This is a genomic window from Azohydromonas australica DSM 1124, from assembly GCF_000430725.1.
Lineage (GTDB): Bacteria > Pseudomonadota > Gammaproteobacteria > Burkholderiales > Burkholderiaceae_C > Azohydromonas > Azohydromonas australica.
This window is the reverse complement of sequence record NZ_KE387204.1, coordinates 26,978-52,261: the sequence shown is the minus strand read 5'-3', so window position 1 is coordinate 52,261 and position 25,284 is coordinate 26,978. Positions and strand designations below refer to the sequence as shown.

23 protein-coding genes are annotated in these 25,284 nt (G+C 72.7%); 11 read left to right on the top strand and 12 right to left on the bottom strand.

The genetic code is table 11. From position 1 onward, the window contains the following. Window positions 1–211: 211 nt before the first annotated feature. The 4 genes from H537_RS0122105 to metK form a co-directional block, all read right to left on the bottom strand. Complete coding sequence (locus tag H537_RS0122105) at window positions 212–2,980, bottom strand: Hsp70 family protein (RefSeq protein WP_051243091.1); 2,769 nt, start codon at window positions 2,978–2,980, stop codon at window positions 212–214. Next, window positions 2,977–4,815, bottom strand: a complete 1,839-nt coding sequence (locus H537_RS0122100) for an Hsp70 family protein (protein WP_028999584.1) — start codon at window positions 4,813–4,815, stop codon at window positions 2,977–2,979. Before H537_RS0122100 ends, H537_RS0122105 begins: the two co-directional genes overlap by 4 nt. Window positions 4,816–4,886: 71 nt before the next feature. After that, the gene (locus H537_RS0122095; RefSeq protein ID WP_028999583.1) at window positions 4,887–5,510 is read right to left on the bottom strand and encodes a DUF2760 domain-containing protein; all 624 of its coding nucleotides are present in this window, start codon (window positions 5,508–5,510) and stop codon (window positions 4,887–4,889) included. Between the two features lie 347 nt (window positions 5,511–5,857). After that, on the bottom strand, window positions 5,858–7,036 hold the full coding sequence (metK, locus tag H537_RS0122090) for a methionine adenosyltransferase (RefSeq protein ID WP_028999582.1): 1,179 nt from the start codon (window positions 7,034–7,036) through the stop codon (window positions 5,858–5,860). Between the two features lie 163 nt (window positions 7,037–7,199). Between metK and H537_RS0122085 the strand changes: the two genes are divergently transcribed. Further along, window positions 7,200–8,093 (top strand): lysophospholipid acyltransferase family protein, encoded by an 894-nt coding sequence (locus tag H537_RS0122085; protein ID WP_028999581.1) that lies wholly within the window; start codon window positions 7,200–7,202, stop codon window positions 8,091–8,093. 61 nt (window positions 8,094–8,154) lie between these two features. After that, on the top strand, window positions 8,155–9,039 hold the full coding sequence (locus H537_RS0122080) for an LpxL/LpxP family acyltransferase (RefSeq protein ID WP_028999580.1): 885 nt from the start codon (window positions 8,155–8,157) through the stop codon (window positions 9,037–9,039). Between the two features lie 24 nt (window positions 9,040–9,063). Here H537_RS0122080 and H537_RS0122075 read toward each other — a convergent pair whose 3' ends face one another. Beyond that, window positions 9,064–9,822, bottom strand: a complete 759-nt coding sequence (locus H537_RS0122075; RefSeq protein ID WP_169517068.1) for a DUF2846 domain-containing protein — start codon at window positions 9,820–9,822, stop codon at window positions 9,064–9,066. A gap of 227 nt (window positions 9,823–10,049) precedes the next feature. Here H537_RS0122075 and H537_RS0122070 point away from each other — a divergent pair, with 227 nt between their 5' ends. The 6 genes from H537_RS0122070 to H537_RS0122045 all read left to right on the top strand — a co-directional run bounded on the left by H537_RS0122070 (window position 10,050) and on the right by H537_RS0122045 (window position 14,514). Then, on the top strand, window positions 10,050–10,358 hold the full coding sequence (locus H537_RS0122070; RefSeq protein ID WP_028999578.1) for a hypothetical protein: 309 nt from the start codon (window positions 10,050–10,052) through the stop codon (window positions 10,356–10,358). Between the two features lie 13 nt (window positions 10,359–10,371). Further along, window positions 10,372–10,629 carry a hypothetical protein gene (locus H537_RS0122065; RefSeq protein ID WP_028999577.1) on the top strand — a complete coding sequence of 86 codons (258 nt, stop codon included), beginning with the start codon at window positions 10,372–10,374 and terminating at the stop codon, window positions 10,627–10,629. 60 nt (window positions 10,630–10,689) lie between these two features. Further along, window positions 10,690–11,547 carry a diaminopimelate epimerase gene (gene dapF / locus H537_RS0122060; RefSeq protein WP_028999576.1) on the top strand — a complete coding sequence of 286 codons (858 nt, stop codon included), beginning with the start codon at window positions 10,690–10,692 and terminating at the stop codon, window positions 11,545–11,547. Further along, on the top strand, window positions 11,544–12,227 hold the full coding sequence (locus H537_RS0122055) for a DUF484 family protein (RefSeq protein ID WP_028999575.1): 684 nt from the start codon (window positions 11,544–11,546) through the stop codon (window positions 12,225–12,227). The genes dapF and H537_RS0122055 overlap by 4 nt, the downstream gene beginning before the upstream one ends. 4 nt (window positions 12,228–12,231) lie before the next feature. Next, window positions 12,232–13,227 (top strand): tyrosine recombinase XerC, encoded by a 996-nt coding sequence (locus tag H537_RS0122050; protein WP_084150869.1) that lies wholly within the window; start codon window positions 12,232–12,234, stop codon window positions 13,225–13,227. Window positions 13,228–13,332: 105 nt separating this feature from the next. Further along, window positions 13,333–14,514, top strand: coding sequence for a class I SAM-dependent rRNA methyltransferase (locus tag H537_RS0122045; RefSeq protein ID WP_028999573.1), 1,182 nt, complete (start codon window positions 13,333–13,335; stop codon window positions 14,512–14,514). On the opposite strand, the gene H537_RS0122040 is transcribed toward H537_RS0122045, so the two are convergent. Continuing rightward, window positions 14,486–14,974, bottom strand: coding sequence for an Lrp/AsnC family transcriptional regulator (locus tag H537_RS0122040; protein ID WP_043459622.1), 489 nt, complete (start codon window positions 14,972–14,974; stop codon window positions 14,486–14,488). The genes H537_RS0122045 and H537_RS0122040 overlap by 29 nt on opposite strands. Before the next feature lie 156 nt (window positions 14,975–15,130). On the opposite strand from H537_RS0122040, the gene glmS reads away from it, so the two are divergent. Next, window positions 15,131–16,960: a glutamine--fructose-6-phosphate transaminase (isomerizing) gene (glmS, locus tag H537_RS0122035; protein WP_028999571.1), complete on the top strand. Its 1,830-nt coding sequence runs from the start codon at window positions 15,131–15,133 to the stop codon at window positions 16,958–16,960. Window positions 16,961–17,104: 144 nt separating this feature from the next. Here glmS and H537_RS0122030 read toward each other — a convergent pair whose 3' ends face one another. From H537_RS0122030 to H537_RS0122010, 5 genes are all read right to left on the bottom strand, one after another. Beyond that, on the bottom strand, window positions 17,105–17,545 hold the full coding sequence (locus tag H537_RS0122030) for a hypothetical protein (RefSeq protein WP_169517067.1): 441 nt from the start codon (window positions 17,543–17,545) through the stop codon (window positions 17,105–17,107). 128 nt (window positions 17,546–17,673) lie between these two features. Beyond that, complete coding sequence (locus tag H537_RS44740; RefSeq protein WP_064736022.1) at window positions 17,674–19,128, bottom strand: efflux transporter outer membrane subunit; 1,455 nt, start codon at window positions 19,126–19,128, stop codon at window positions 17,674–17,676. Beyond that, complete coding sequence (locus H537_RS44735) at window positions 19,125–20,465, bottom strand: HlyD family secretion protein (protein ID WP_084150868.1); 1,341 nt, start codon at window positions 20,463–20,465, stop codon at window positions 19,125–19,127. Before H537_RS44735 ends, H537_RS44740 begins: the two co-directional genes overlap by 4 nt. A gap of 4 nt (window positions 20,466–20,469) precedes the next feature. After that, window positions 20,470–22,230, bottom strand: a complete 1,761-nt coding sequence (locus H537_RS44730; RefSeq protein WP_064736020.1) for an MFS transporter — start codon at window positions 22,228–22,230, stop codon at window positions 20,470–20,472. Window positions 22,231–22,306: 76 nt separating this feature from the next. Beyond that, window positions 22,307–23,194 (bottom strand): LysR family transcriptional regulator, encoded by an 888-nt coding sequence (locus tag H537_RS0122010; protein ID WP_028999569.1) that lies wholly within the window; start codon window positions 23,192–23,194, stop codon window positions 22,307–22,309. 138 nt (window positions 23,195–23,332) lie between these two features. On the opposite strand from H537_RS0122010, the gene H537_RS44725 reads away from it, so the two are divergent. Together H537_RS44725 and H537_RS44720 are read left to right on the top strand one after the other, a co-directional pair. Next, window positions 23,333–23,767, top strand: a complete 435-nt coding sequence (locus H537_RS44725) for a TerB family tellurite resistance protein (protein ID WP_051243090.1) — start codon at window positions 23,333–23,335, stop codon at window positions 23,765–23,767. 92 nt (window positions 23,768–23,859) lie between these two features. Continuing rightward, window positions 23,860–24,900, top strand: coding sequence for a TerC family protein (locus tag H537_RS44720; protein WP_084150867.1), 1,041 nt, complete (start codon window positions 23,860–23,862; stop codon window positions 24,898–24,900). 66 nt (window positions 24,901–24,966) lie between these two features. Here H537_RS44720 and H537_RS51440 read toward each other — a convergent pair whose 3' ends face one another. After that, the gene (locus H537_RS51440) at window positions 24,967–25,116 is read right to left on the bottom strand and encodes a DUF3149 domain-containing protein (protein WP_084150866.1); all 150 of its coding nucleotides are present in this window, start codon (window positions 25,114–25,116) and stop codon (window positions 24,967–24,969) included. Between the last annotated feature and the right edge of the window lie 168 nt (window positions 25,117–25,284).

Sequence of the window (25,284 nt, the reverse complement as noted above, 5' to 3'; positions counted from 1 at the left end):
TTCTGGACGGTGTCCATGAACGTCTCCTCGCGACCGGCCAGGGGTGAAAACGGGGGGTGGCCAGCGAAGACGTCTTGTGCAAGCCGGGTGCCAGGAACGCCGGCTGCCTTAAGTGCCTGATTTACAAGGAATGCGGTCCGCCGCAGTGGTTTTCGGGGACCGGGGGGCCGGACGGGCGGACCGGAGGGCGTCCGGGATCTCGGACAGCGCCCTACGCCAGCAGCCTCAACCCCGGCGGCAGCGCCTCGCCATAGGCCTGCTGCTCCGCCGCCTCGTCCAGCGCGCGCACCTCGCGCACGAGATCGATCCAGTGGCCGGCGACGCCGGCCTCCGCCAGCCGCTGCAGCAGCCGCTCGCGCAGCGCCTCATCGACGTCGCGCGAGCGGTCGCCCGTGCGCCGCGCCAGGTGCACGCAGGCCAGTGCCGCGGCCGGCACCACGCGCCAGTCCAGCGCCAGCAGCGCCTCGATCCAGCGCGCCGCCGCTGCCGGTGCCGCCACCGTGTGCGCGCTGCCGTACAGCGGCGTGCGCGCGCCCAGCCGGCCCAGCACCCACAACTCCAGCGCGGCGGGCGAGGCGCCCTTGGCTTTCGCCGCCTTGGCCGCCGGTTTTCCGGACGCGGGCGCCGCCGCCTCCGAAACCTGCCCCAGCAGCCAGTCGCCGATCTCGGCCTTGTACTCGGCCGGGATGCGCTCCAGCGCCGCGCCCAGGCGCAGCATGTCCTCGCGGCTGCCGCCCACCAGCCCGGCCGGGCGCTCGCCTTCGCCCTGCAGGTTGAATGCGAAGTCCTGCAGCAGCCGGCCCTGCGCTGCCTCGTCCAGGCCGCCGGCTACGCGGCGCCACAGCGTCCACCACTCGGCGGCCACCTGCGCGTCGCCGCGATGCTGCACGCCGCCTTCGAACTGCGAGAAGAGCTGCTGCACGCGCCAGTCGTCGGCGGCGAAGCCGAAGCCCGGGCGCAGGCACCAGCCGGCCAGGTTCAGCCACAGCCGCTCGTGGTCGGCCGAGCGGCGCCGGCCGCGCGCGTGCTGCAGCAGCGCGTCGAACAGCCGGCGCAGCAGGGGCAGCCCCCAGCGCTCGCGCGCGCCCAGCAGCTGCTCCAGTGCCGAACGCAGCTGCCGCACCTCCCTGGGCGTCACGTCCTTGGCGCGCGGGCCGAACACCCGCGCGATGCGCTCCAGCGCCTCGTCCAGGCGCGGATGCACGCCGGCGTCCGGGCTGCCGGACGGTCCCAGGCCGCGCAGCCGGAACTCCAGCGCATGCGGCTGCCCGCCCTCGTCGGTGGCCTGGAGCGCCAGCGTGCCGACCTCGGTGAGCGAGGCCGACAGCGTCACCGGCAGCTCGCGCCGCTGGTCCGCCGCCTGCACCACCGTCGAGACGGGCGGCAGCTTCGTGAACTCGCCCGCGGCCGGGTCCACCAGCGCGCCGGGCGCGGGCTGCGCGCCGCCCACGCTGGAGAGCAGCATGAAATTCACCGGCTGCCCCACGCGCAGCGCGAAGCGGCGCTCCTGCAGCGGCACCTCCACGCCGGGCTCGGTGCCGCGCGGCAGCACGCACACGGCGCGGTGCGCGTCGAGCTGCAGCCAGTAGTCGCGTGCCGATCCGCCGCCGAGCTTCGGGGCGGCGCCGCGGCGCGCCAGGCCGTGGGCCACGGCGCCGCGCGCCACGGCCAGGTCCGGGTCGGCGTTGGACAGCAGCCGCACCGGCGCGCCGCGCCAGGTCGACAGCACGGCCAGCAGCCGCTGCGCGATGGCGTGTGCCTTGAACACGCCGCCGTTGAGCAGCAGCGCGTCCGGCACCGGGAAGGCGTCGTTCGTGCCCAGTGCCTGCCGCGCCGTGTCGGCGTGCTGGCGCAGGAAGGCGGCGACGTGGCGCGTGACGGCGCTGTCGGCCGCGTAGGGCAGCCCGAACTCCACCAGCGCCGCGCGGCTGCGCTTCACCGGCTCGTCCGGCGCCACGTGCGGGAAGAAGCCGTCCAGCGCCAGCGCCTGCACCTCCTCGCGCGTGAACACCACCGTGCGCGAGCCGCCGATGAGCCGGCTGCCGCCGCCCAGCAGCGTGACGTTGGCGCTCTCCGGCGCGTCGGCCGCCAGCAGTTGTTCCTTGGCGACGCGGCAGCGCTCCACCAGCTGCGTCAGGCGGCCGGCCGAGAGGCGCTCGCCTCCCAGGCGCTGCTCTGCCAGGTGCGCCAGCGCCAGGTCCACGTTGTCGCCGCCCAGCATCAGATGCTGGCCCACGGCGATGCGGTCGAGCTTCTTCCCGTCCCCGGCCACGCGCACCAGGCTCAGGTCCGTGGTGCCGCCGCCCACGTCGCAGATCAGCACCAGCCGCGCGCCGCCCAGCGCCTGCGCCAGGTCGGCGCGGTGCTTGAAGGCCCAGTCCTGGAAGGCCGCCTGCGGCTCCTCCAGCAGGCGCAGGTTCGGCAGGCCCGCCTCGCGCGCGGCCTCCACCGTGAGCTGGCGCGCGGTGTCGTCGAAGCTGGCCGGGACGGTCAGGACGAGATCCTGCCGCTCCAGCGGACGGCCCGGAAAGCGCGTGTTCCACGAGGCGCGCACGTGCGCCAGGTAGCTGGCGCTGGCCTGCAGCGGCGACACCTTGGGCACCTCGGCCTCGGCGCCCCACGGGAGGGTCGGCGCGAGCCGGTCCACCGCGGCATGCGAGAGCCAGCTCTTGGCGCTGGCCACCAGCCGTCCGGGCACCTGCGCGCCCAGGCGCCGCGCCAGCTCGCCGATGACGGCGCTCTCGTCCGAGTGCCAGGGCAGCTGCAGCGCCTCGGGCGCCAGCTCGCCCGGGGCGGGGTGGTAGCGCAGCGAGGGCAGCAGCGGCGCGCGGCCGACCTCGCCGGGGGCGATGAGCTGGTCGACCTCGAACAGCTCGATCGCGGTGGCGCCGGGCTCGGCCCAGGCCACCACGGTGTGCGTGGTGCCCAGGTCGATGCCGACCAGGCAGGGCGAGGCCGCCGCGGCGCCGCTCTTCTTCATGCCGCCGCGGCGGCTCCTTCGCTGCCGCGCACGTCGAACTCCACCTTCCAGCGGGCGCTGCCGTCACGCGGCACGGCGATCACCTCCAGCGTGCCGGTCTCGGTCACGCGCGCCTGCAGGCTCACGGGCACCACCTCGCCAGGGCTGCGGCCCTCGGCCGGCAGCGTGGCCTGGATCTCCTCCAGCTCGTGGATCTCCTCGTCCGACCAGAAGTCCAGCAGCGTGCCGACCTGGTCCTGGCGCCGCACGCTGGAGCCGAAGAAGCGGAAGTGCACCGGCTCGCCCACCACCAGGCCGAACTCCATCTCCGGCACCTCGGCCTCCGTGCCTTCTTCCATGCCGAAGGGCGCCAGGCACAGCAGCGAGATGGGCGGCTCCATGCCCGGGACGGCCGGCATGGCGGACTCGATGGCCACGTAGTAGGCCTGCGCCGTGCCGCCGCGGATGCGCACGCCGCGCCCGCGCCGCACGTAGCCGTAGTAGGCCGCGCCCTGGGCCACGGCGCGGTCCAGGTCCGCGCCTTCGAGCAGCCGCGCCGCCGGCGCGCCCTCGGCCTCCAGCCAGCCGTTGAGCACCGCCAGCACCCGCTCGGCCAGCACCGGCGACTTGAAGACGCCGCCGTTGAACAGCAGCGCGGTCGGGTGCAGGAAGGTCGCGCCCTCGGCCGCGGCGTGGTCGAAGCCTTGCAGCTCGGCCGTGGCGCCGGCCTGGCGCGCCAGGAAGGCCGCCAGGTGCCGGGTGACGGCCGCGTCCTGCGCGTAGGGCAGGCCGACCTGCGTCAGGCCGGCGCGGGTGCGCGTGACGGGGCGGGCGTCGGCGCCCACCTGCGGGAAGAAGCCTTCCACCAGCGTGCCGGTGACTTCCTCGCGCGTGAGCTCGGTGCGGATGGTCCCGCCGATCAGGCGCGAGCCGCGGCTGGGCACGACGATGGGCTGCGCCGGCGCCTCGGGGTCGGCCAGCAGCACTTCCTTGGCGACGCGGCAGCCCTGGGTGAGCGAGCGCATCTGCCACGGGTCCAGCGTGGTGCCGCCGGCAGCCAGCTTGCGGGCCACCACGTGCGCCAGCGCCAGGTCCATGTTGTCGCCGCCGAGCAGGATGTGGTCGCCCACCGCCACGCGGTGCAGCTCCAGGTTGCCCTCGCGCTCGATGACGGCGATGAGGCTGAAGTCGCTGGTGCCGCCGCCCACGTCCACCACCAGGATCACGTCGCCCGGCTTGACCTGCTTGCGCCAGGTGCCGGCGCTGCCCTGGATCCAGCTGTAGAGCGCGGCCTGGGGCTCCTCCAGCAGCGTGAAGTGCGTGCCGAAGGTGCGGTTGGCGGCCTCGGCCGTGAGCTCGCGCGCGGCCGGGTCGAAGGAGGCGGGAATGGTCACCGTCAGGCTCTGCTGGTCCAGCGGCGCCTCGGGGTGCGCGTCGTTCCAGGCGGCGCGCAGGTGCTCCAGGTAGCGGATGGAGGCGTCCACCGGCGACACCTTGGTCACTTCCGCCGGGGCGCCGGCTGGCAGGATCGCGGCGCGGCGGTCCACGCCGGTGTGGCCCAGCCAGCTCTTGGCGCTGGAGACCTGGCGGATCGGCGTGGTGGCGCCGCGGCTGCGCGCCAGGTCGCCGACGATGAAGTCCTGCTCGCCGGTCCAGGGCAGCGCCATGTCGCCCGGCGCCAGCTCCTCGGCGTGCGGCAGGTACAGGAACGAGGGCAGCAGCGAGCGCTCCTCGACCGCGCCGGGCGCGGTGAGCTGCGGGATCGCCATCGAGCCCTGCACCGTCTTCTCGCCGTCGCTGGTCTGCAGATCGACCCATGACAGCGCGCAGTGCGTGGTGCCCAGGTCGATGCCGATGGCGTAGCGCGGGCCGGCCGGCGTGCCCTGGTCCTCGGCCTGGCCCTCGGTATCGAAATTCGTTTCGTCGCTCACAGCTCCACCTCCGCTTGCGCGAGCACGCGCGCGTCATGTTTCTCGGCCAGCTTGGGCAGCTTCACTTCGGCCGCGCGCCAGCCGCGGTGGCTGAGCGTGCCGGTGAAGGGCGGCTGGCCCACCACGTTGCCGGTGAGCTTCACGCTCGCGGCGTCGAAGCCCGGCTGCAGCGTGACGCGGCTGCCTTCGGATTCGGTGCGCACCGGCTCGATGCGGAAGTGCTCCTGCAGCACCTTGCGGCAGCCGGCGTGCACCACGCGCACGGCGGCGCCGATGTCGGCATCGGCGTGGCCGGCGAGGTCTTCCTGCATGAAGTCGATGAAGCGGGCCTCGCGCTGCAGCAGCGCCAGCAGCTGCAGCGCGGCCTCGGGGCCGGACTCGCGCAGCACCACGGGCGCCACGGGCGCGGGGGCCGGGGCAGGCTTGGGCACGGGCGCCGGCTTCGGGGCGGCGACGGGGGCGGGCGGCGGGGCGGCCGGGGGCGGCGGCGCGGGCGGCTCGTCCAGGCGCTCGTAGCGCGAGGCCTTGTCGGCGTTGCCCAGCAGGCTGAAGAAGGCCCCGAAGGCCATGGGTATGCGGCGCAGGAACGACGGTTTTTGGTCCTGGCTGGGGGTGGGCATCAGCGGGTTCTCCGTGGTGGTCCGGCAACGGGGCCGGAGGACGGCGGGTCGCGCGGCGCGCGGGCTGTTCAGGCCGGGGCGCGGCGACGGGAAATGCGGGCGATTCTAGGGAAGTCCCGGAGGCGGCCCGGCGGCGGGCGCCGATGGCGTGGCCGCGGCACCGGCCGGGAACGTGCGCCCAAAGCGAAACGCCCGGCCCGCGCTGCGCTGTGGCAGCCCGGGCCGGGCGTTGAAGGAGCTGCTTGTACCGCGCTCAGAGGGTCACCAGAAACCTTCCCGTTCGCCCTGAGCTTGTCGAAGGGCTCAGCCCGAACGGGATTGGGAAGTCTGATGACCTGGGGGCCGGCTTACTTGCCCGCCAGGTCGCGCAGCACGGCGACCTTGTCGGTCTTCTCCCAGGAGAACTCCGGCTCGTCGCGGCCGAAGTGGCCGTAGGCGGCGGTCTTGGAGTAGATCGGGCGCAGCAGGTCGAGCATCTGGATGATGCCCTTCGGGCGCAGGTCGAAGACCTCGCGCACGATCTCGGCGATGCGCTCGTCGGGGATGCGGCCGGTGCCCTCGGTGTAGACCGTCACGTTCATCGGCTCGGCCACGCCGATGGCGTAGGCGACCTGGATCTGGCACTGGCGCGCCAGGCCGGCGGCGACGATGTTCTTGGCCACGTAGCGCGCGGCGTAGGCGGCCGAGCGGTCCACCTTCGTCGGGTCCTTGCCCGAGAAGGCGCCGCCGCCGTGGGGGCAGGCGCCGCCGTAGGTGTCCACGATGATCTTGCGGCCGGTCAGGCCGCAGTCGCCCTGCGGGCCGCCGATGACGAAGCGGCCGGTCGGGTTGACCAGGTACTTGGTCTCCTTGAGCCACTCCTTAGGCAGCACCGGCTTGATGATCTCCTCGACCACGGCCTCGATGAACTCGGGCTTCATCTTCGTGCCGTCGCTCATCTCGGGCGCGTGCTGGCTGGAGAGCACCACGGTGTCGATGCTGTGGGGCTTGCCGTCCACGTAGCGCATCGTGACCTGGCTCTTGGCGTCCGGGCGCAGGAAGGGCAGGCGGCCGTCCTTGCGCAGCTGGGCCTGGCGCTCCACGAGGCGGTGCGCGTAGTAGATCGGCGCGGGCATGAGCTCGGGCGTCTCGTCGCAGGCGTAGCCGAACATCAGGCCCTGGTCGCCGGCGCCGATGTTCAGGTAGTCGTCAGAGGCGTGGTCCACGCCCTGGGCGATGTCGTTGCTCTGCTTGTCGTAGGCCACGAGCACGGCGCAGCCCTTGTAGTCGATGCCGTACTCGGTGTTGTCGTAGCCGATGCGCTTGATCGTGTCGCGCGCGACCTGGATGTAGTCCACGTGCGCGTTGGTCGTGATCTCGCCGGCGAGCACCACGAGGCCGGTGTTGCACAGCGTCTCGGCCGCGACGCGGCTGCGCGGGTCCTGCGTGAAGATCGCGTCGAGGATCGCGTCCGAGATCTGGTCCGCGACCTTGTCGGGATGGCCTTCGGAGACGGACTCCGAGGTGAAGAGGAAGTCGTTCGCCACTTTTTTACACTCCTGGGTTGGCTGGCTTGCGTTGCCGGCTCTTTCGGAGGTATCGGCGAACGCTTTAGCGGCATTTGTCGAGCCTGACGGCCCGGCGGGATTCACACCCGCGTCGCCCCGCAAGTTGTCCTTTAAACCGGCGACGTTTCGATTCTATTCAACGATGAACTCTCTCCTGCGCTGGATGGCAACCTGGCCGTTGCGAAGACTGCACGCTCTGGGGGCCTTTCTGGGGTGGATCACCTACGGGCTGTCGCCGACCTACCGCAAGCGCTTGCGGGCCAATGCCGCGCTGGCGGGGTTGACGCCGGCGCAGCGCCGCGCGTCGGTGGCGCAGGCCGGCTGCATGGCCGCAGAGGCGCCGTGGCTGTGGCTGCGCGACGGCCTGGTGTCGCCCGCGTGCCGCTGGGAGGGGGCGGAGCTGATCGAGCAGGCGCTGGCGCGCGGCAAGGGGCTGGTGCTGCTGACGCCGCACCTGGGCTGCTTCGAGGTCACGGCGCGCGCCTTCGCCGAGCGCTGGGGCGCCACGCACCCGCTGACGGTGCTCTACCGCCCCTCCGACAAGGCCGCGCTGCGCGAGCTGGAGGAGACGGCCCGTGCCCGCCCGGGCATGGCCACCGCGCCGGCCACGCTGGCGGGCGTGCGCCAGATGCTGCGCGCGCTCAAGCGCGGCGAGAACGTGGGCCTGCTGCCCGACCAGGTGCCGCCGCAGGGCATGGGCGCCTGGGCGCCGTTCTTCGGCCGCGACGCCTACACCATGACGCTGGCGGCCAAGCTCGTGCGCCAGACCGGCGCCGACTGGCTGCTGATGTGGGCCGAGCGCTTGCCGCGCGGCCGCGGCTTCGTCGTGCACGTGAGCGCGCCTCAGCAGCCCCTGCCCGGTGCCGATCAACCCGACAGCGAGGCGCTGCAGCAGGCCTGCGCGCGCCGCATCAATGAAGAAATGGAACGCCTGATCATGTGCAACCCCGCCCAGTACCTCTGGGGCTACCACCGCTACAAGACGCCGCGCCCGGCCCCGGCCCCCGTCGCTGCCGACCAGAGGACCGCCTCGTGAGCGCCCCCGCACGGCCGCTCCGAAGCGGGCGATCCGTCCCGCGCAGCGCGAGGGTGCCCCAATGAGCTTTGGAGCCAAGCTGGGCATCGGGCTGCTGCGTGCCATCTACCGTCTTCCGCTGGGCGCGCAGGCCGCGATCGGGCAGGGCCTGGGCAAGCTGCTGCACGCGCTGGCCGGCAGCCGCCGCCGCATCGCGCTGCGCAACCTGGCGCTGTGCTTCCCGCACATGGACACGGCCGAGCGCGAGCGGCTGGTGCGCGAGCACTTCGGCTGGCTCGGCCGCAGCCTGCTGGAGCGCGGGCTGCTCTGGTACGCGCCGGTGGAGCGGCTGAAGACGCTGATCCACGTCGAAGGCGACGTGACGCTGGCCGAGCGCAGCGAGCGCCCGGTGATGTGGCTGGTGCCGCACTTCGTGGGGCTGGACGTGGCCGGCGTGGCGACGCAGCTGTTCCAGAAGCAGAAGGTGGGCTCGATCTACCAGGCGCAGAGCAACCCGGTGTGGGACGCCGAGATCCGCAAGGGCCGGCTGCGCTTCAACCAGGGCGAGGTGTTCGCGCGCAGCGAGCGCGCGCTGCCGCTGGTGCGCGCCATCCGCCGCGGCTGGGCCTTCTTCAACCTGCCCGACATGGACTTCGGCATCCAGGACGCGGCCTTCGTGCCCTTCTTCGACGTGCCCGCGGCCACGCTGCTGGCGCCGTCGAAGATGGCGCGCTCGCTGAACATGGTGGTGCAGCCGGTGGTGGCGGAGATGCTGCCCGGCGGCCAGGGCTACAAGGTGAAGTTCCTGCCGGCCTGGGACGACTGGCCCACCGAGGACGCGCAGGCCGACGCCGCGCGCATGAACCGCTGGATCGAGGAGCAGATCCGGCACTGCCCGGCGCAGTACCTGTGGGTCCACAAGCGGTTCAAGACGCGGCCGGCGGGGGAGCCGTCGCTGTACGGCTGAGGCCAGGCGTGTCGCGGTGCTGGCCTATCGCACCTCCTGCTGCCAGACCACGATGTCATCGACCGCGTAAACCTTGCACGGACCGCGCCCGCGCTGCTCGCAGTGGCGCAGTGCGCGCTCGGTCGGGTCCTTGGGGTCGATGGGATTCGGAGGCTGGAGACCCCAGGTGGAATTCCATACGCCATCGCGGCCCAGCACGAAGGCCCGGGGTTTCTGCTGGCGCAGCCAATGGCGGTATCCGTCCCGGCCGCGCTCGTTCAGGCTGGGCACGGCATTGATGTCATCCACTTGTGCGTACAGCCCGGGGAAATCCAGCTCCAGCGTTTCACGGGGCAGTGCGGATTTCAAAGCTCTCAAATCCGCCAGTGCCCAATCGGCTGGCCGTGGCTCAATGGAAGAGCCGATAAAAAAATGATTTCCCAGCAAACTGTTGATGAAGTCGTATTGGTAATAGGCCGTGATGCCAGCCTGCACCACGATATCCAGGCTGCTGCTCAGTCCGAAGCCACCCGGCGCCACCTTGAGCACATGCAGGCCGGGCGGTAACTGCAGGGACAGGAAAGAGGCATTGGGCAGTCCGCCGACATCCTTGCCGTCAACGAAGACGCGGAATGCCTCGGTGAAGGCGAATAGGCCGCTGGTGCGGTAGAGGTAAATGCTTGCCTTGCCGTTCAGTGGCGGCTGGGGCTTCGAAAACAACGGGCCTTCTGCCGTGGCGCAGCCTTGAAGTACGGAAATACATATCCCGAACTGCAGCGCCGCAAACAGGCGCAATGCCGCCATGGCTCTCATGTGAAAACCCCTCTCGATGGCTTTTTCCAGGTTCTAGCAGTCAATTGCCGGTTCTGGCATAGGAGCTTGTGCCCGGCAACGCAGGAGGTCTGTCCCGGTACTGGCTTGCAGCCAAACCAGGTAATCACCGCAGTGCAGTGACATCACGATTCGCGCCGCTGCGGGACTCCCGGTTGCCGACCCAGGTCACGCCTCTTTTCCCTTGCCAGGAGACCGACATGAGCAACCGCACCCTGTCTTCCGACCAGCAGCAATCCCAGCAAGGCAGCTCCAGCGCCCAGGGCGACAAGACCGCCCCGAACAAGCAGATGCAGGGCGGCACGCACGCCGGCCAGACCAGCGGCACGCAGCTCGGCGCCAGCAGCGCCGACGAGAGCCGCGCCGAGCAGGGCGGCATGGGCTCCACCGACGGGCGCGTGGATTCGCAAGGTGGCCTGGGCAGCCAGGAACGCGCCACCAGCCAGGAGCAGAGCCGCGGCGGCCAGATGGGCCCCGAGGGCGGCAGCAGCCGCAAAGGCCGCGCCTGAGGCAGCCAGCGCCATGAAGCAGCGCGAAGTGCAGGACGCCGACAACACCCGCTGGAGCTGCGTGCAGGCGCTCTCCGGCCTGGGCGACGCCAGCGGCGCCGACGCTGAAGCCGCCGCCGACAAGGTGGAGGGCGATGACGGCACCGTGCCCGTGGCCTGCACGCCCAGCGGCGGCGCGGCCAGCGTGCGCATCCGGCTGCCGCGCGGCTGGGAGGAAGGCAGCTCCGATGAGGAGCTGCTCGCGGCCATCGCCGCGGCCGAGCATTCCTGAGCCGCGGCAGCTCGCCCGCACCGGCCGGGCGCCTGCGGGCACCGGCCGATAATCCCGCGCATGAAACTCCGCTTCACCAAGATGCAGGGCGCGGGCAACGACTTCGTGGTCATCGACGCCACGCAGCAGCCCCTGGCGCTGACCCCCGAGCACTACCGCCGCCTGGGCGACCGGCGCTTCGGCGTCGGCGCCGACCAGATCCTGGTGGTGGAGAAGAGCGCCACCCCCGGCGTCGACTTCCGCTACCGCATCTTCAACGGCGGCAGCGGTGAGGAGGTGGAGCAGTGCGGCAACGGCGCGCGCTGCTTCGTGCGCTTCGTGCACGACCAGCACCTCACCGCGCAGCGCAGCGTGCGCGTGGAAACCATGAACACGCTGCTGGAGCTGCGGCTGCAGGACGACGGCCGCGTCACCGTGGACATGAACGCGCCCGTGTTCGAGCACGCGCGCATCCCCTTCGACCCCGCCGGCCTGGCGCCGCGCGATCTCAACGGCTTCCAGCTCTGGCCGCTGGCGCTGGGCGACGGCGACGAGGTCGAGGTGGCCGTGGTCTCCATGGGCAACCCGCACGCGGTGCGGCGCGTGGACGACGTGCAGCGCGCGCCGGTGGCGATCGAGGGGCCGCAGATCGAAGGCCACGAGCGCTTCCCGCGCCGGGTCAACGCCGGCTTCATGGAGGTCGTCAGCCGCAGCCACATCCGGCTGCGCGTGTACGAGCGCGGCGCCGGCGAGACCCTGGCCTGCGGCACCGGCGCCTGCGCGGCGGTGGTGGCCGGCATCCGGCTGGGCTGGCTCGACCACCGCGTGGACGTGGATGCCCCCGGCGGGCGCCTGACCATCGAGTGGGCCGGCGGCGACGCGCACGTGTTCATGACCGGCCCCGCCCAAACCGTGTTCGAGGGGGAGATCGAGCTGTGAGCAGAGGCATCGACGGCATCACCGAAGACGACATCGCGCAGTACCTGTCGCTGAATCCGGCCTTCTTCGAGCGCCACGCCGAGCTGCTGGCCGAGGTGCGGCTGGCCAGCCCGCACGGCACGCGCGCCATCTCGCTGCAGGAGCGCCAGGCGCTGCTGCTGCGCGAGCGCATCAAGGGGCTGGAAGGGCGGCTGATGGAGATGATCCGCCACGGGCAGGAGAACTCGGCCATCGCCGACCGGCTGCACCGCTGGACCCGCGCCGTGATGCTCGCGCGCGAGCCCCGCGCGCTGCCCGCGCTGCTGGTGGACGAGATCAAGAGCCGCTTCCTCGTGCCCCAGGCCGCGCTGCGCCTGTGGGGCGTGGACGCCGCCTTCGCGCACGAGCCTTTCGTGCTGGCCGAGCCCGGCGCGGTGCGCGAGTTCACCGACGGTTTGACCCTGCCGCTGTGCGGGCTCAACACCGGCGAGGTGGAGGCGGCGCAGTGGCTGCACGACGGCACGCCGGCGCTGTCCATCGCCTGCATCCCGCTGCGCAGCGAGCACGCGCCCGGCAGCTTCGGGCTGCTGATGCTGGGCTCGCCCGACGCCACCCGCTTCGAGAGCGACATGGGCGTGGACTTCCTGGTGCGCATCGGCGACATCGCCGCCGCGGCGCTGTCGCAGCTGCTGCCACGCTGACGCCATGGCACGCCCTTCAAAGGCCGCGGCCACCGTGCCTGCGGTTTCCGCGCCCGCGCCCGCTGCCGTCCCCGCCACGCTGCCCGAGGACCTGGAGCGCTGGCTGCTGCACCTGCAGGTGGAGCGGCGCTTGGCGGCGCGCAGCCTGGAGCTGTACCGCGACGCGCTGCAGCGCCTGGTGGCGCTGTCCGGCGAGGAGGGCGTGGCGCTGCGCCAGGCGCAGCCGCACCACGTGCGCGGCTGGATGGCGGCGCTGCACGCCGGCGGGCTGGCGCCGCGCAGCATCGCGCTGATCCTCTCGGCCTGGCGCGGGCTCTACCGCTGGTGGGGCCAGAACGGCGAGGTGCCGCTCAACCCCGTGATGGGGCTGCGCGCGCCCAAGGCCGGCAAGCCGCTGCCCAAGGCGCTGTCGGTGGAGCAGGCGATGGCGCTGGCCGAGCACGAGGGCGAGGGCGACGACCCGGCGCTGGCCGCGCGCGACCACTGCATCGTCGAGCTGCTCTACGGCTGCGGGCTGCGCGTGGGCGAGCTGGTGGGCCTGGACGTGGGCGCCGGCGAGGGCGCCGCGGGCTGGGTGGACCTGCCCGACGCCACCGTGCACGTGATGGGCAAGGGCTCCAAGCGCCGCAGCGGCCCGGTGGGCAGCGCGGCGCTGGCGGCGCTGCAGCGCTGGCTGGCGCAGCGGCCGCTGATGGCCGCTTCGGGCGAGCGCGCGCTGTTCGTGAGCCGGCGCGGCACGCGGCTGACCGCCTCGCAGGTGCGCTCGCGGCTGCGGCGCCAGGCGCTGCAGGCCGGGCTGCCGACCTCGGTGCATCCGCACATGCTGCGCCACAGCTACGCCTCGCACCTGCTGCAGTCCAGCGGCGACCTGCGCGCGGTGCAGGAGCTGCTGGGCCACGCCAGCATCACCACGACCCAGATCTACACCCGGCTGGACTTCCAGCACCTGGCCAAGGTGTACGACGCGGCGCATCCGCGGGCGAAGAAGAAGGACGGCTGAAGGCCCGCGGCGGCGCACGCGCCCGCGCCGGGCGTGACGGGCTGCGCTGATCGCCAAGCCCCGTGCCGCCGGGCGGGCCGGTGGGGGCATGGACAATCCGCCCCCATGAAATCGATCCGAATCCGCGAGGGCCGGGAGCGCTCGCTGCTGCGCAAGCATCCCTGGGTGTTCGAAGGCTCCATCGCCAAGGGCAAGGCCGATTCCGGCGAAACCGTGCGCGTGGAAAGCGCCGAAGGGGGCTTCCTGGCCTGGGGCGCCTTCAGCCCTTCCTCCTCCATCCGCGTGCGCGCCTGGAGCTTCGACGAGAGCGAGCGCATCGACGCCGCCTTCTTCCAGCGGCGCATCGAGCAGGCCGTGCGGCTGCGCAGCCGGCTGCCCATCGACAGCGACGGCGTGCGGCTGGTCCACGGCGAGGCCGACGGGCTGCCGGGGCTGATCGTGGACCGCTACGCCGACGTGCTCAGCGCGCAGTTCCTCTTCGCCGGCGCGGAGCGCTGGAAGGCCACCATCGCCGACGCGCTGCTGGCGGCCACGGGCCTCACGCGCCTCTACGAGCGCTCCGACCCCGGCGTGCGCGCGCTCGAAGGGCTGGAGCCGGTCAGCGGCTGGCTGCGCGGCGAAGGCGACACGGCGGTCACGATCCGCGAGCACGGCTGGCGCCTGACGCTGGACGTGGCCGAAGGGCACAAGACCGGCTACTACCTGGACCAGCGCGACAACCGGCTTCGCTTCATGGAGTGGGTCAAGCGCCTGGGCGCGCAGCGCGTGCTCAACTGCTACAGCTACACCGGCGGCTTCAGCGTCGCGGCGCTGGCCGGCGGCGCGACGCGCGTGGTGAGCGTGGACTCCTCCGCCCCGGCGCTGGCGCGCGCCAAGGCGCACGTGGAGCTCAACGGCTTCGACCTGGCGCGCGCGGAGTTCGCCGACGCCGACGTCAACCAGTACCTGCGCGGCTGCCTGCAGCGCGGGGAGCGCTTCGACGCCATCGTGCTGGACCCGCCCAAGTTCGCCTCCTCGGCCGCGCATGCCGAGCGCGCCGCGCGCGCCTACAAGGACATCAACCGCCTGGCGCTGATGCTGCTGGAGCCCGGCGGCGTGCTGCTGACCTTCTCCTGTTCCGGCGGCGTGGGGCCGGACCTGTTCCACAAGATCGTGGCCGGCGCGGGCAGCGACGCCGGCGTGGACGGCTACCTGCTGGCGCGCCTGGAGGCCGCCTGCGACCACCCCACCACGCTGGCCTACCCGGAGGGCGAGTACCTCAAGGGGCTGGTGGTGATGAAGAAGTGAGCTCGATTCGCGGCTCGAACTTCGTGCGCTGCAGGCTGAAGAAGGAGCGCACGTTGCGCACGTTGGCGTCCTGCGTGAACAGGCGCTGCACCAGCGCCTGGTAGGCCGTCATGCCCGGCACCCACAGCACCAGCACGAAGTCCGGCCCGGAGGCCACGCGGTAGCACTGCTGCACGGCGCCTTCCGCGTTTACGCGCGCCTCGAAGGCCGCCTGGTGCTCCGCGCCCTGGCGGTCCAGCGTGATCTCGACGATGGCGGTGAGGCTGTCGGGCAGCACGGCGGGCGAGACCAGCGCCATCTGGCGCTCGATCACGCCCTCGTCCACCAGCCGCCGCACCCGGCGCAGCGCAGTGGCCGGAGAGATGCCGGCCGCCTCGGCCAGCGCCTGGTTCGATCGGCTGGCATCGTCCTGCAGCAGCGCCAACAGGCGCCGGTCCACTTCATCCAAGGGGATTGTCATGAGCAAAATTATTTCATTCATTCAGCTTGAATGAAATAAATTATCGTACAAGCAGTAACCTGCAAGAAAACGCCAACTAGTCCCGCAACTTGCAAGCACCTTGCATCTTGAACTGCCTACGATGCCGCCCATTGTTTCTCCCAAGGAGGGTTCGACATGTGTGGGATCGTGGCTGGCGTGGCGGGGCGTGACATCGTTCCGGTGTTGTTGGAAGGCCTGAAGCGGCTGGAGTACCGGGGCTACGACTCCTGCGGCGTGGCGGTGCATCAGCACGGCGCGCTGCGGCGCACGCGCAGCACGGCGCGCGTGGCCGAGCTGGCGGCGCAGGTGGCGCAGGACGGGGTGGCCGGCGGCACCGGCATCGCGCACACGCGCTGGGCCACGCACGGCGCCCCGGCCGAGCACAACGCGCATCCGCACTTCTCGGGCGACCGCGTCGCGCTGGTGCACAACGGGATCATCGAGAACCACGAGGAGCTGCGCGCCGAGCTGCAGGGCCGCGGCTACGTCTTCGCGAGCCAGACCGACACCGAGGTCATCGCCCACCTCGTGAACCACCTCTACGAAGGCGACCTGTTCGAGGCCGTGCAGCGCGCCACGCAGCGGCTGCGCGGCGCCTACGCCATCGCCGTGTTCTGCCGCGACGAGCCGCAGCGCGTGGTGGGCGCCCGCCAGGGCTCGCCGCTGGTGCTGGGCGTGGGGGAGGGCGAGAACTTCCTGGCTTCCGACGCCATGGCGCTGGCCGGCGTGACCGACCAGATCGTCTACCTGGAAGAAGGCGACGTGGTGGACCTGCAGCCGGGCAAGAGCTGGATCAGCGCGCGCCAAGCCGACGGCGGCTACCGCCCGGTGCAGCGCGAGGTGCGCACCGTGCACGCCCACAGCGGCGCCGCCGAGCTGGGCCCCTACCGCCACTACATGCAGAAGGAGATCTTCGAGCAGCCGCGCGCCATCGCCGACACGCTCGAAGGCCTGGAGCACGTCAGCCCCGAGCTGTTCGGCCAGGGCGCCACGGCGGTGTTCAAGGACGTGCGCCAGGTGCTGATCCTGGCCTGCGGCACCAGCTACTACGCCGGCAGCACTGCCAAGTACTGGCTGGAGTCCATCGCCGGCATTCCCACCAGCGTGGAGATCGCCAGCGAGTACCGCTACCGCGACAGCGTGCCCGACCCGAAGACGCTGGTGGTCACCATCAGCCAGAGCGGCGAGACGGCCGACACCATCGCCGCGCTCAAGCACGCGCGCGGGATGGGCATGGAGCACACGCTGACCATCTGCAACGTGGGCACCAGCGCCATGGTGCGCGAGTGCCGCTTCAGCTTCCTCACGCGCGCCGGCGTGGAGATCGGCGTGGCCTCGACCAAGGCCTTCACGACGCAGCTGGTGGGCCTGTTCCTGCTGACGCTGGCGCTGGCGCAGGTGCGCGGCCGCCTCACGGACGAGCAGGAGGGCGCGCACGTGCGCGCGCTGCGCCACCTGCCCGCCGCGGTGCAGGCGGTGCTGGCGCTGGAGCCGCAGGTCATCGCCTGGAGCGAGGAGTTCGCCAGCAAGGAGAACGCGCTGTTCCTGGGCCGCGGGCTGCACTACCCCGTGGCGCTGGAGGGGGCGCTCAAGCTCAAGGAGATCAGCTACATCCACGCCGAGGCCTACCCGGCGGGCGAGCTCAAGCACGGCCCGCTGGCGCTGGTGACGGCGGCGATGCCGGTGGTCACGGTCGCGCCCAACGACCAGCTGCTGGAGAAGCTCAAGAGCAACCTGCAGGAGGTGCGCGCGCGCGGCGGCGAGCTGTTCGTGTTCGCCGATGCCGACACCCGCATCGAGAGCTCGCCGGGCACGCAGGTGATCCGCATGCCCGAGCACTACGGCGTGCTCAGCCCGATCCTGCACGTGGTGCCGCTGCAGCTGCTGGCCTACCACACGGCCTGCGCGCGCGGCACGGACGTGGACAAGCCGCGCAACCTGGCGAAGTCGGTGACGGTGGAGTGAGCGAGGCCGGGGCGGGTGCCCCGGTTTTCCCGGCTGTCGTGCTGGAAGGCTTTCAGGATCGCTCAGGCGCCTGGAAGCCTTTTTTCTTGGGAGGGTGTCCCGGCCTCGGCTGCGGGACTGGGCACCGGCCACGCCGGCGGCGCCTCACTCCGCCTCGCGCTGCCCCGAGCACGCCGGGTGGTTCAGGCAGCGCCAGAACACCTGGCCGGCTTGAGGGCCCAGGCGGTGCACGCGGCGCACCATGGCGCCGTGGCACAGCGGGCAGGGCGGCACGGTGTCTTCGAAATCGGGGGTCTGCGCCGGCATGTGCAGTGGCGCGGTGGAGTCCAGCGCCGCCGCGTGCAGCAGGCTCGACGCGGCCAGCCGGCGCTGCCAGGCCGACAGCGCCGCCAGCAGCAGGCACAGCAGCGGCACCAGCACCTGTCCCACGCTGACCAGCAGCTGCGTGCCGTCGCTGGCCGGCCGGTCGCCGGCCGCGTGCAGCGCGACGAAGGCCGCCAGCGCCAGGGCCACGCCCACCCACCACGGCATCCGCGCCAGGAGGCCAAGGGAGGAAGCGGGAGGGGGGGTGTCTTGTTGCGTCATGAGCTCGGAGCGGCAGGCATGGAGAGGGCTCCCCCGCCGCAGGGACCCACACTCTAGGAGATGGGGGCAGCCCCGCCGCGGTACGGCTTCACGCACGGCGCACAAGAAACGGATTCCTGCGCAAAAGGTCACTCCCTCACTGCCACGCCCTCGCGCGACACAGAAACCGGTTGCACCGCCTCGCCGCTCCAGCCGCCGCCCAGCGCCCGCGCCAGGTCCACGTGCGCGGACAGCAGCGCGCCCTGCAGCTGCAGCACACCCTGCTCGGCGGCGTAGCTGCTGCGCTGGGCATCAAGCTCTTCCAGGTACGAGGCATAGCCGTTGCGGTAGCGGTTGCGCGCGATGCGCAGCGCCTCCAGCGCGGCGTCGCGGCGAAGCAGCGCCTGCTCGCGCTGTTCGCGCAGCGAGGCGATGGCCGCCAGCGCGTTGTCCACCTCGGCGAAGGCGTTGCGCGCCGCCTGCTCGTAGGCATGCAGCGCCTGCGCGCGCTGCGCCTGTGCCACGTCGGCCTGCGCCCGCAGCCGCCCGCCCTGGAACACCGGCGCCAGCACGCTCGCGCCCACGCTCCACAGCAGCGTCGGCGCATCCAGCAGCTGGTGCAGCGTGAATCCCTGGTAGGTGGCGGAGGCGCTGAGCTGCAGTGCGGGCAGGAGCTGATCGCGCGCCGCGGCCAGCGCGGCATCGGTGGCCACGACGGCCTGCTCGGCCTGGGCGAGGTCGGGACGGCGGCGCAGCAGCGACGACGGCAGCGGCGCCGCAGCCGGCGGCGAAATCAGCGCCTCCAGCGCCGTGCCGCGCGGCAGCGGCCCCGGCGCGCGGCCCAGCAGCACCGCGAGCGCGTTCTCCTGCTGCGCCACCGAGCGTTCGAGCTGCGCCACCGTGCCGGCGGCGCCGTGCAGCTCGGCCTGGGCCTGCACGAAGTCCAGCCGCGAGCTGTAACCCTCCTCGTAAAGGCGCCGCGCCAGGCGCAGCGACTGCTCGCGCGAGGCCAGTGTCGCGCGCGCCAGCGCGAGCTGCGCGTCCAGCGAGCGCAGGTTGAGGTAGCCCGTGGCGGTGGTGGCGGCGATGGACAGCGCCGCCGCATCGGCCGCGGCGCGCTGGCCCTGCAACTGCGCCAGCGCTGCGGCCTCCAGCGACTGCAGCCGGCCCCACAGGTCCACCTCGTAGCTGGCCTGCGCGCCCAGCTGCAGCACGGTGCTTTCGGCCACGGCACCGGCAGGCGTGCGGGCCCGGGCCCGCGCGGGGCCGGCGCTCAGCGAGAGGTTCGGGCTGAGCCCGGCCGCCGCCACGCGCAGCCGCGCCGCGTACTCGGCCACGCGCTCGCGCGCGGTGGCGAGGTCCGCGTTGCGCGCCTGGGCCTGGGCGATGAGATCGTCGAGCACCGGGTCGCCGAAGGCGCGCCACCAGGCGGCGTCCGGCGGCGCGGCGCTTTCAGCCGGGCTGCGCCAAGCGGCGGGGGTTTCGACCGCGGCGGGCGGCAGCGGCGGGTTGGAGCGCAGCGCGCAGGCGGACAGCAGCAGCGCGGCGGCAGTGGCGGCCAGCGCCGTGCGCCGGGCCGCTGGGCGCGGGCCGGGGCAGCTCATCGCGCACCTTGCGCCGCCGTCGGGGCCGGATCGGCCGCCGGGACGGCCGGCACTGCCGAAGTGCTCGGCTCCGCCGGTGCCGTGGAGGCGGCGGAGGCCGCGGGCTGCACGCCGGTGTCGATGCTCACCACCACCGACATGCCTGGCTTGAGCTGCGCGGCCAGCGGCTGGTCCGGATCGATGGCGATGCGCACGGGGATGCGCTGGGCGATCTTCACGAAGTTGCCGGTGGCGTTGTCGGGCGCGATGACGCTGAACTCCGAGCCCGTGGCTGGCGAGCTGCGCTCCACGTGGCCGCGCAGGCGCGCGTTCTCCAGCGCGTCCACGGTGAAGGTGACGGGCTGGCCCGGGCGCACGTGCGCCATCTGCGTTTCCTTGAGGTTGGCCACCACCCAGCGCTGCGGCGGCACCAGCGAGGCGAGCTGGGTGCCGGCGGCCACGAAGGCGCCCACGCGCGTGGTGACGGCGCCGAGCTGCCCGTCGGCCGGGGCGCGCAGCTCGGTGTTGCCCAGGTCGATCTCGGCCGCCCGCAGCGCGGCCTGCGCGCCGGCCACCGCCGCCTCCAGCGCGCCGCGGTTGACGCCCACGCTGGTGACGTTGGTGCGCGCCGATGCCAGCCCGGCGCGGGCCTGCTCCACGGCCGCCAGGGCCTGCACGCGGGCGGCGCGCGCGGCGTCGCGCTCGCGCAGCGAGAGGGAGCCGTCGGCGGACAGCGCCTCCACGCGGCGCAGGTCGGCCTCGGCGCGCGCGGCCTGCGCCCGCGCATTGAGCAGCGTGGCCTGCGCCTGCGCCACCGCGGCCTCGGCGCTGCCGCGCTGCTGCGCGGCGTTGGCCAGCGAGGCCTGCTGCGCCGCGAGCTGGGCGCGGGCCTGGTCCACGCGCTGGCGGTAGAGGCGGTCGTCCAGCCGCACCAGCAGCTGCCCGCGCCGCACGGCCTGGAAGTCCTGCACCAGCACCTCGGCCACGAAACCGCTGAGCTGCGTGCCGATGAGCGTGACTTGCCCGCGCACCGTGGCGTTCTCCGTGCGCTGCACTGCCGAAGCGAAGGGCGGCAGCTGCCATGCGTACAGCACCGCCAGCACGCCGGCGAGCGCGAAGGCGGCAAAGGCCGCCATGGACATCAGCCGCCGGCGGCGCACGGCCGGGGTTTCGGGCTCAGTCGCAGCCGCGGCCGGCGCCGCGCCGGCGGGGGCGGGTGGCGTGGGAGCCGCGGGCGCTGCGGGCGCTGCGGGCGCGGGCGTGGGGGCCGAGGCCGGTACGGGGGCAGGTACGGGTGAAGTCACGGGCGCAGGCGTGGGCGTCGGGGAGGTCGAGGGCGGGGCGGCATCCGGGCTCATGGCGTCACACCGTGTCGGTCAGCGGCGCGTTGGGGTCGGCGCTGCCGGGGCGGCCCGGTGAGGGCGCGGCGGCTGGCGGCGGCGCCGGCATGGCCGGGGCGGGGGTTGCGGAAGGGGCGGCGGCCGGGGCGGGCGCGGCGCGCTGCGCCATCTCCGGCGCGCCGCGGCGCGCGGCCCAGGCGGCATGGCCCATCAGGAACAGCAGCGTCAGCGCCGCCAGCACGCCGGTGAGCAGGAACACGTCGGCATAGGCCAGCACGTGGGCCTCGCGCGTGGCGGCGGCGGCCAGCGCGGCGCTGCCCTGGGCGTTGCGCAGCACGGGGTCGGTCTGCGTGCCGGCGAAGGCGGCGGCGCCGGCCTGGATGCGCGACACCACCAGCGGGTCGAGCAAGGTGAACCCCTCGGTGATCTGGCTGGAGTGGAACTTCTCGCGCCAGGTCTGGAAGGTGCCGACCAGCGCCGATCCGGCCAGCCCGCCCAGGTTCTGGCTGATGCCGAAGATCACCGTGAAGCTCACCAGGTTGCGCGGCTGCGCGATCACCTGCGACATGCCCGAGAGCATGGCCGGCCCCAGGAAATAGGCGCTGCCGAAGGCGAGCAGGAACTGGCTCGCATACAGCTCCTGCGGGCGCGTCAGGCTGGTGGCGCGGGTGTCGAGCAGCGAGCCCAGGATCATCAGCGCCAGCGCGAACAGGATCGGCCAGTGCAGCCGCGCCGGGCTGATCAGCCAGGCGCTGGCGCCCACGCCCGCCACCGTGCCCAGCAGCACGATGGCGAACAGCGGGCGCAGCTGGTCCGGCCCCATGCCCAGCGTCTGCAGCAGCCCCACCGCGCCCACGCCCTGCTCGGAGAGCACCACGCGGATGAGCAGCATCACCAGGCCCAGGCGGACCAGGCCCGCGCTGCTGATCCAGCGCGTGTTGAGCAGCGGGTTGCGGCGGTGGTGCTCCAGCGCGACGGCGGCCGTGAGCAGCACGACGGCGCCGGCCAGCGCCCAGCCCAGCCAGGCGCTCTCGGTCCACCACAGCGTGCGGCCCAGCCCCAGCACCGCGCACAGCAGCGCCATGCCGGGAGCGAAGAGGGCGAAGGTGAGGAAGTCCAGCTTCTCGAACACGCGGTAGCGGTCGCCCGGGGGCAGCTTCAGCGCCAGCACGGCGCCGAAGGACAGCAGCGCGAGGCCGGCCTCGAACAGCGTCAGCCCGCGCCAGGCCGAGGCCTCCAGCACGCCCACCGGCAGCAGCCGCGCCAGCGGCAGCGCCAGCTGCGAGGTGCCCAGCGCGATCACCAGCCCGCGCAGGCGCAGCCGCGCGGGGAAGGCCTGCAGCATGTAGTACAGGCCCAGCGAGGTGGTGGCCGCGGCGGCCATGCCGTGCGCCGCGCGCAGCGCCAGCGCGGAGGAGAAGTCGTGCACGAACACGTGCGCCAGCGCGATGAGCGCGTACAGCGCCATGAAGGTCTCGGTGAACAGGCGCAGCCCGTACTGCTGGCGGAACTTCACCAGCAGCAGGTTCATGGACACGTTGCTCATCACGAAGGCCGCGGGCAGCCACGCGGCCTCCGCGGCGTACAGGCCCAGCGCGCCCTGCAGGCTCTGCAGGTTGGCGCTGACCAGCGCGTTGCCCAGGCCGCCGGTGAGCGACACCAGCAGCCCCACCGCGGCGTAGGCGGCGCGGCGCGCGGGCGTGTGCAGCGGCGTGGAGGGCGAGCCCGGCATCATCGGCCGCTCGTGCGGCAGCCAGGCGCGCGGGGCGTAGGGGTCGGCCATGGCGGGCACCTTGGGCAAGCGCTGCGCCCGCGAAGTGCCGGCCGTCCCGCCGGGCGGGATCAGCCCGGTGCCGGGCTCAGGCCGTGGTGCTTGCCAGCACGCGCTCCACCAGCGGGTGCTGCACCTTGCGCTCGCTGCAGAAGGCGAAGAAGCGCTGCTCGACCCCGGCGCAGCGGCCCACGCACTCCACGCCGTAGTGGCGGCGCAGCTCCTCGTCCACCAGCTCCACGGCCGGGAACACGCCCAGGCCGCCGGCGCCGAAGGTCTTGAGCAGCGCGCTGTCCTCGAACTCGCCGGCCACGCGCGGGGCGATGCCCTCCTGCTCGAACCAGCGGTCCAGCCCCGCGCGCATGGCGGCGTGGCCGGTGGGCAGCAGCAGCGGCAGCCGCGCCAGCGAGCGCGGGAAGTCCTCGCGCGCGGCGGCCTGCAGCGCGGGCGCGGCGTACCAGGCGATGGCCGAGCGCCCCACGGCATGGCCGTGGATGCGCAGCCCCGGGTGCGGCGGGGCGGGGTGGTCGCTCAGCACCAGGTCCAGCCGGTGCAGCGCCAGCGCCGCCAGCAACTCGTCGAACTCGCCGTCGTGGCACAGCAGCCGCAGGTCGGGCTGCGCCAGCACCGGCTGCAGCAGGCGGTGCACCGCCAGCTTGGGCAGCCCGTCGCACAGCCCCACGTGCAGCCGCACCACGGCCGTGCCGGCAGCCTCCTGCACCAGCGCCGGCAGCTGCGCGCCCAGGGCAAAGATCCGGTCGGCCTGGCGCAGCGCGGCCTGGCCGGCCTCGGTCAGCGCCAGCCCGCGCCCGGCCGGGCGCAGCAGCGTGTGGCCCAGCGCGCGCTCCAGCTCGCGCACCTGGGCGCTGACGGTCTGCACTGCCACCCCCAGCCGCGCCGCGGCGCGCGCCATCCCGCCCTCCTGCGCCACGACCCAGAAGTAGTGCAGGTGGCGGTAGCTGAAGTCGGGAGCCATGGGTTCCTCAGTTTTGAGCGAAGGGTGGCTCTGTGATCCGCTGCTTTTTTGGAAGTTTCACGCCGCCTACCTTTTGCGCGTGTCCGCTGCCGCGGGCACGCATCCAACGACCGACTTCCGACGCAAGGAGCGTTCTTCATGCGCAGCTATCCGCACAACAGCCCCCAGGCCGCCGCCCGCATCGTGGCGCTGACCATGCTGGCCGACGGGCACTTCTCCCACGAGGAGTTCCAGGCGCTGGAGCACATGCAGGCGGCGCAGTGCCTGGGCATGCTGCCCTCGGAGTTCATGGAGGTGCTGCACGACTGCTGCGAGGACCTGCAGTCGGCGCCGCAGCTGGCCTGGGACGAGGCCTGCCGCGTCGATCCGGTGGCGCTCACGGTGCTGCTGGACGAGGTGAGCGACCCGGCGCTGCGCCACCAGGTGCTGCAGTGCTGCTGCCAGCTGGCCGAGGCCGACCGCTACATCGCCGAGGGCGAGGCGGTGCTGCTGAACACGGTGGCGGCCTGGTGGCGGCTGCCCCGGCCGCTGCCGGTGCCGTCGTTGCACCCCGTGCCGCAGGCCGCGGCCTGAGGCCTTGAGCCGCCGCCGCCCGGGCCGGTGGCCGGGCGGCGGGCCTGATCCGCGCACCGCCACGTCTTCACCACCTGCCTCCGGCAGACCCCATGGAATTCCTTCACACCCCTTTCCTGACCCAGCCGCTGTGGCTGTGGCTGAGCTTCCTGGCCATCGTGGCGCTGCTGCTGGCGCTGGACCTGGGCGTGCTGCACCGCGACGAGCACGAAATCGGCGTGCGCGAGAGCCTGTGGCTGTCGGCCGGCTACATCGGGGTGGCGCTGATCTTCGGCGCCTGGGTCTGGCACCAGCTCGGCGCCCAGCCGGGCCTGGAGTACTTCACCGGCTACCTGATCGAGAAGTCGCTGTCGATGGACAACGTCTTCGTGATCGCGCTGATCTTCGGCTTCTTCGCCGTGCCGCGGCAGTACCAGCACCGCGTGCTGTTCTGGGGAATCCTGGGCGTGATCGTGCTGCGCGCGCTGCTGATCGGGCTGGGCGCGGCGCTGGTGTCGCAGTACAGCTGGGTGCTCTACTTCTTCGGCGCCTTCCTGGTGCTCACCGGCATCAAGATGCTGTGGATGCGCGACCACCAGACGGACCTGGCGCGCAACCCGCTGCTGAAGTTCCTGCGCCGGCACATGCGCGTGACGGACGGGCTGCACGGGCGCGACTTCTTCGTGCGCCAGCCGCATCCGGCCAGCGGCAAGGCCGTGCTGTGGGCCACGCCGCTGTTCCTGGCGCTGTGCATGGTGGAGCTGGCAGACCTGGTGTTCGCGGTGGACTCGGTGCCGGCGATCTTCGCCATCACCACCGACCCGTTCATCGTCTACACCAGCAACATCTTCGCGGTCCTGGGCCTGCGCGCGCTGTACTTCGCGCTGGCGGCGATGATCCACCGCTTCGCCTACCTGAAGTACGCGCTGGCGCTGGTGCTGGTGTTCATCGGCGGCAAGATCTTCCTGGTCAACATCGTCGGCAAGATGCCGCCGGTGATCAGCCTCTCCGTCACGGCCGCGCTGATCGCGGGCGGCGTGCTGGTGTCGCTGTGGAAGACGCGCGGGCAGGCGCCGCAGGAGAGGGCGCCGCGGGAGAAGCTGCCGCAAGAGCAGGCGCGCGAAGGCACGCCGCGGCCGGCGCGCCAGTCTTGAGCCTCACAGGGGCGGCGCGGCCTGGCGGATGCGGGCCGCGCGGTGCGGCGCCGCCGCGGGAGGGGCTCAGCGCTTGGCGGCGTGGCGGGCAATGTCCTCCTGGATATGGCGCAGGAAGTAGCGCAGGTAGAAGCCGCCCAGGCCCAGGGTGACGGCGATCACGGCGACGCTCATCAGGCCGTAGTCGGTGGTCAGCAGATCCTTCAGCGCATGCATGGTGTCCTCCTCGTCTTGGATGCGCTTATCTGACTACCGCAGGTGAAAACTCCCTTTGCGCAGGCTCAAAACGGGCTGCAAGTCGAATTTGAGCCATCGCAACTTCCGGTGCGCGTGCACCCGCCGCGGCACTGCCTACACTGCGGTCCCCCCTATGAATCCGGAGGA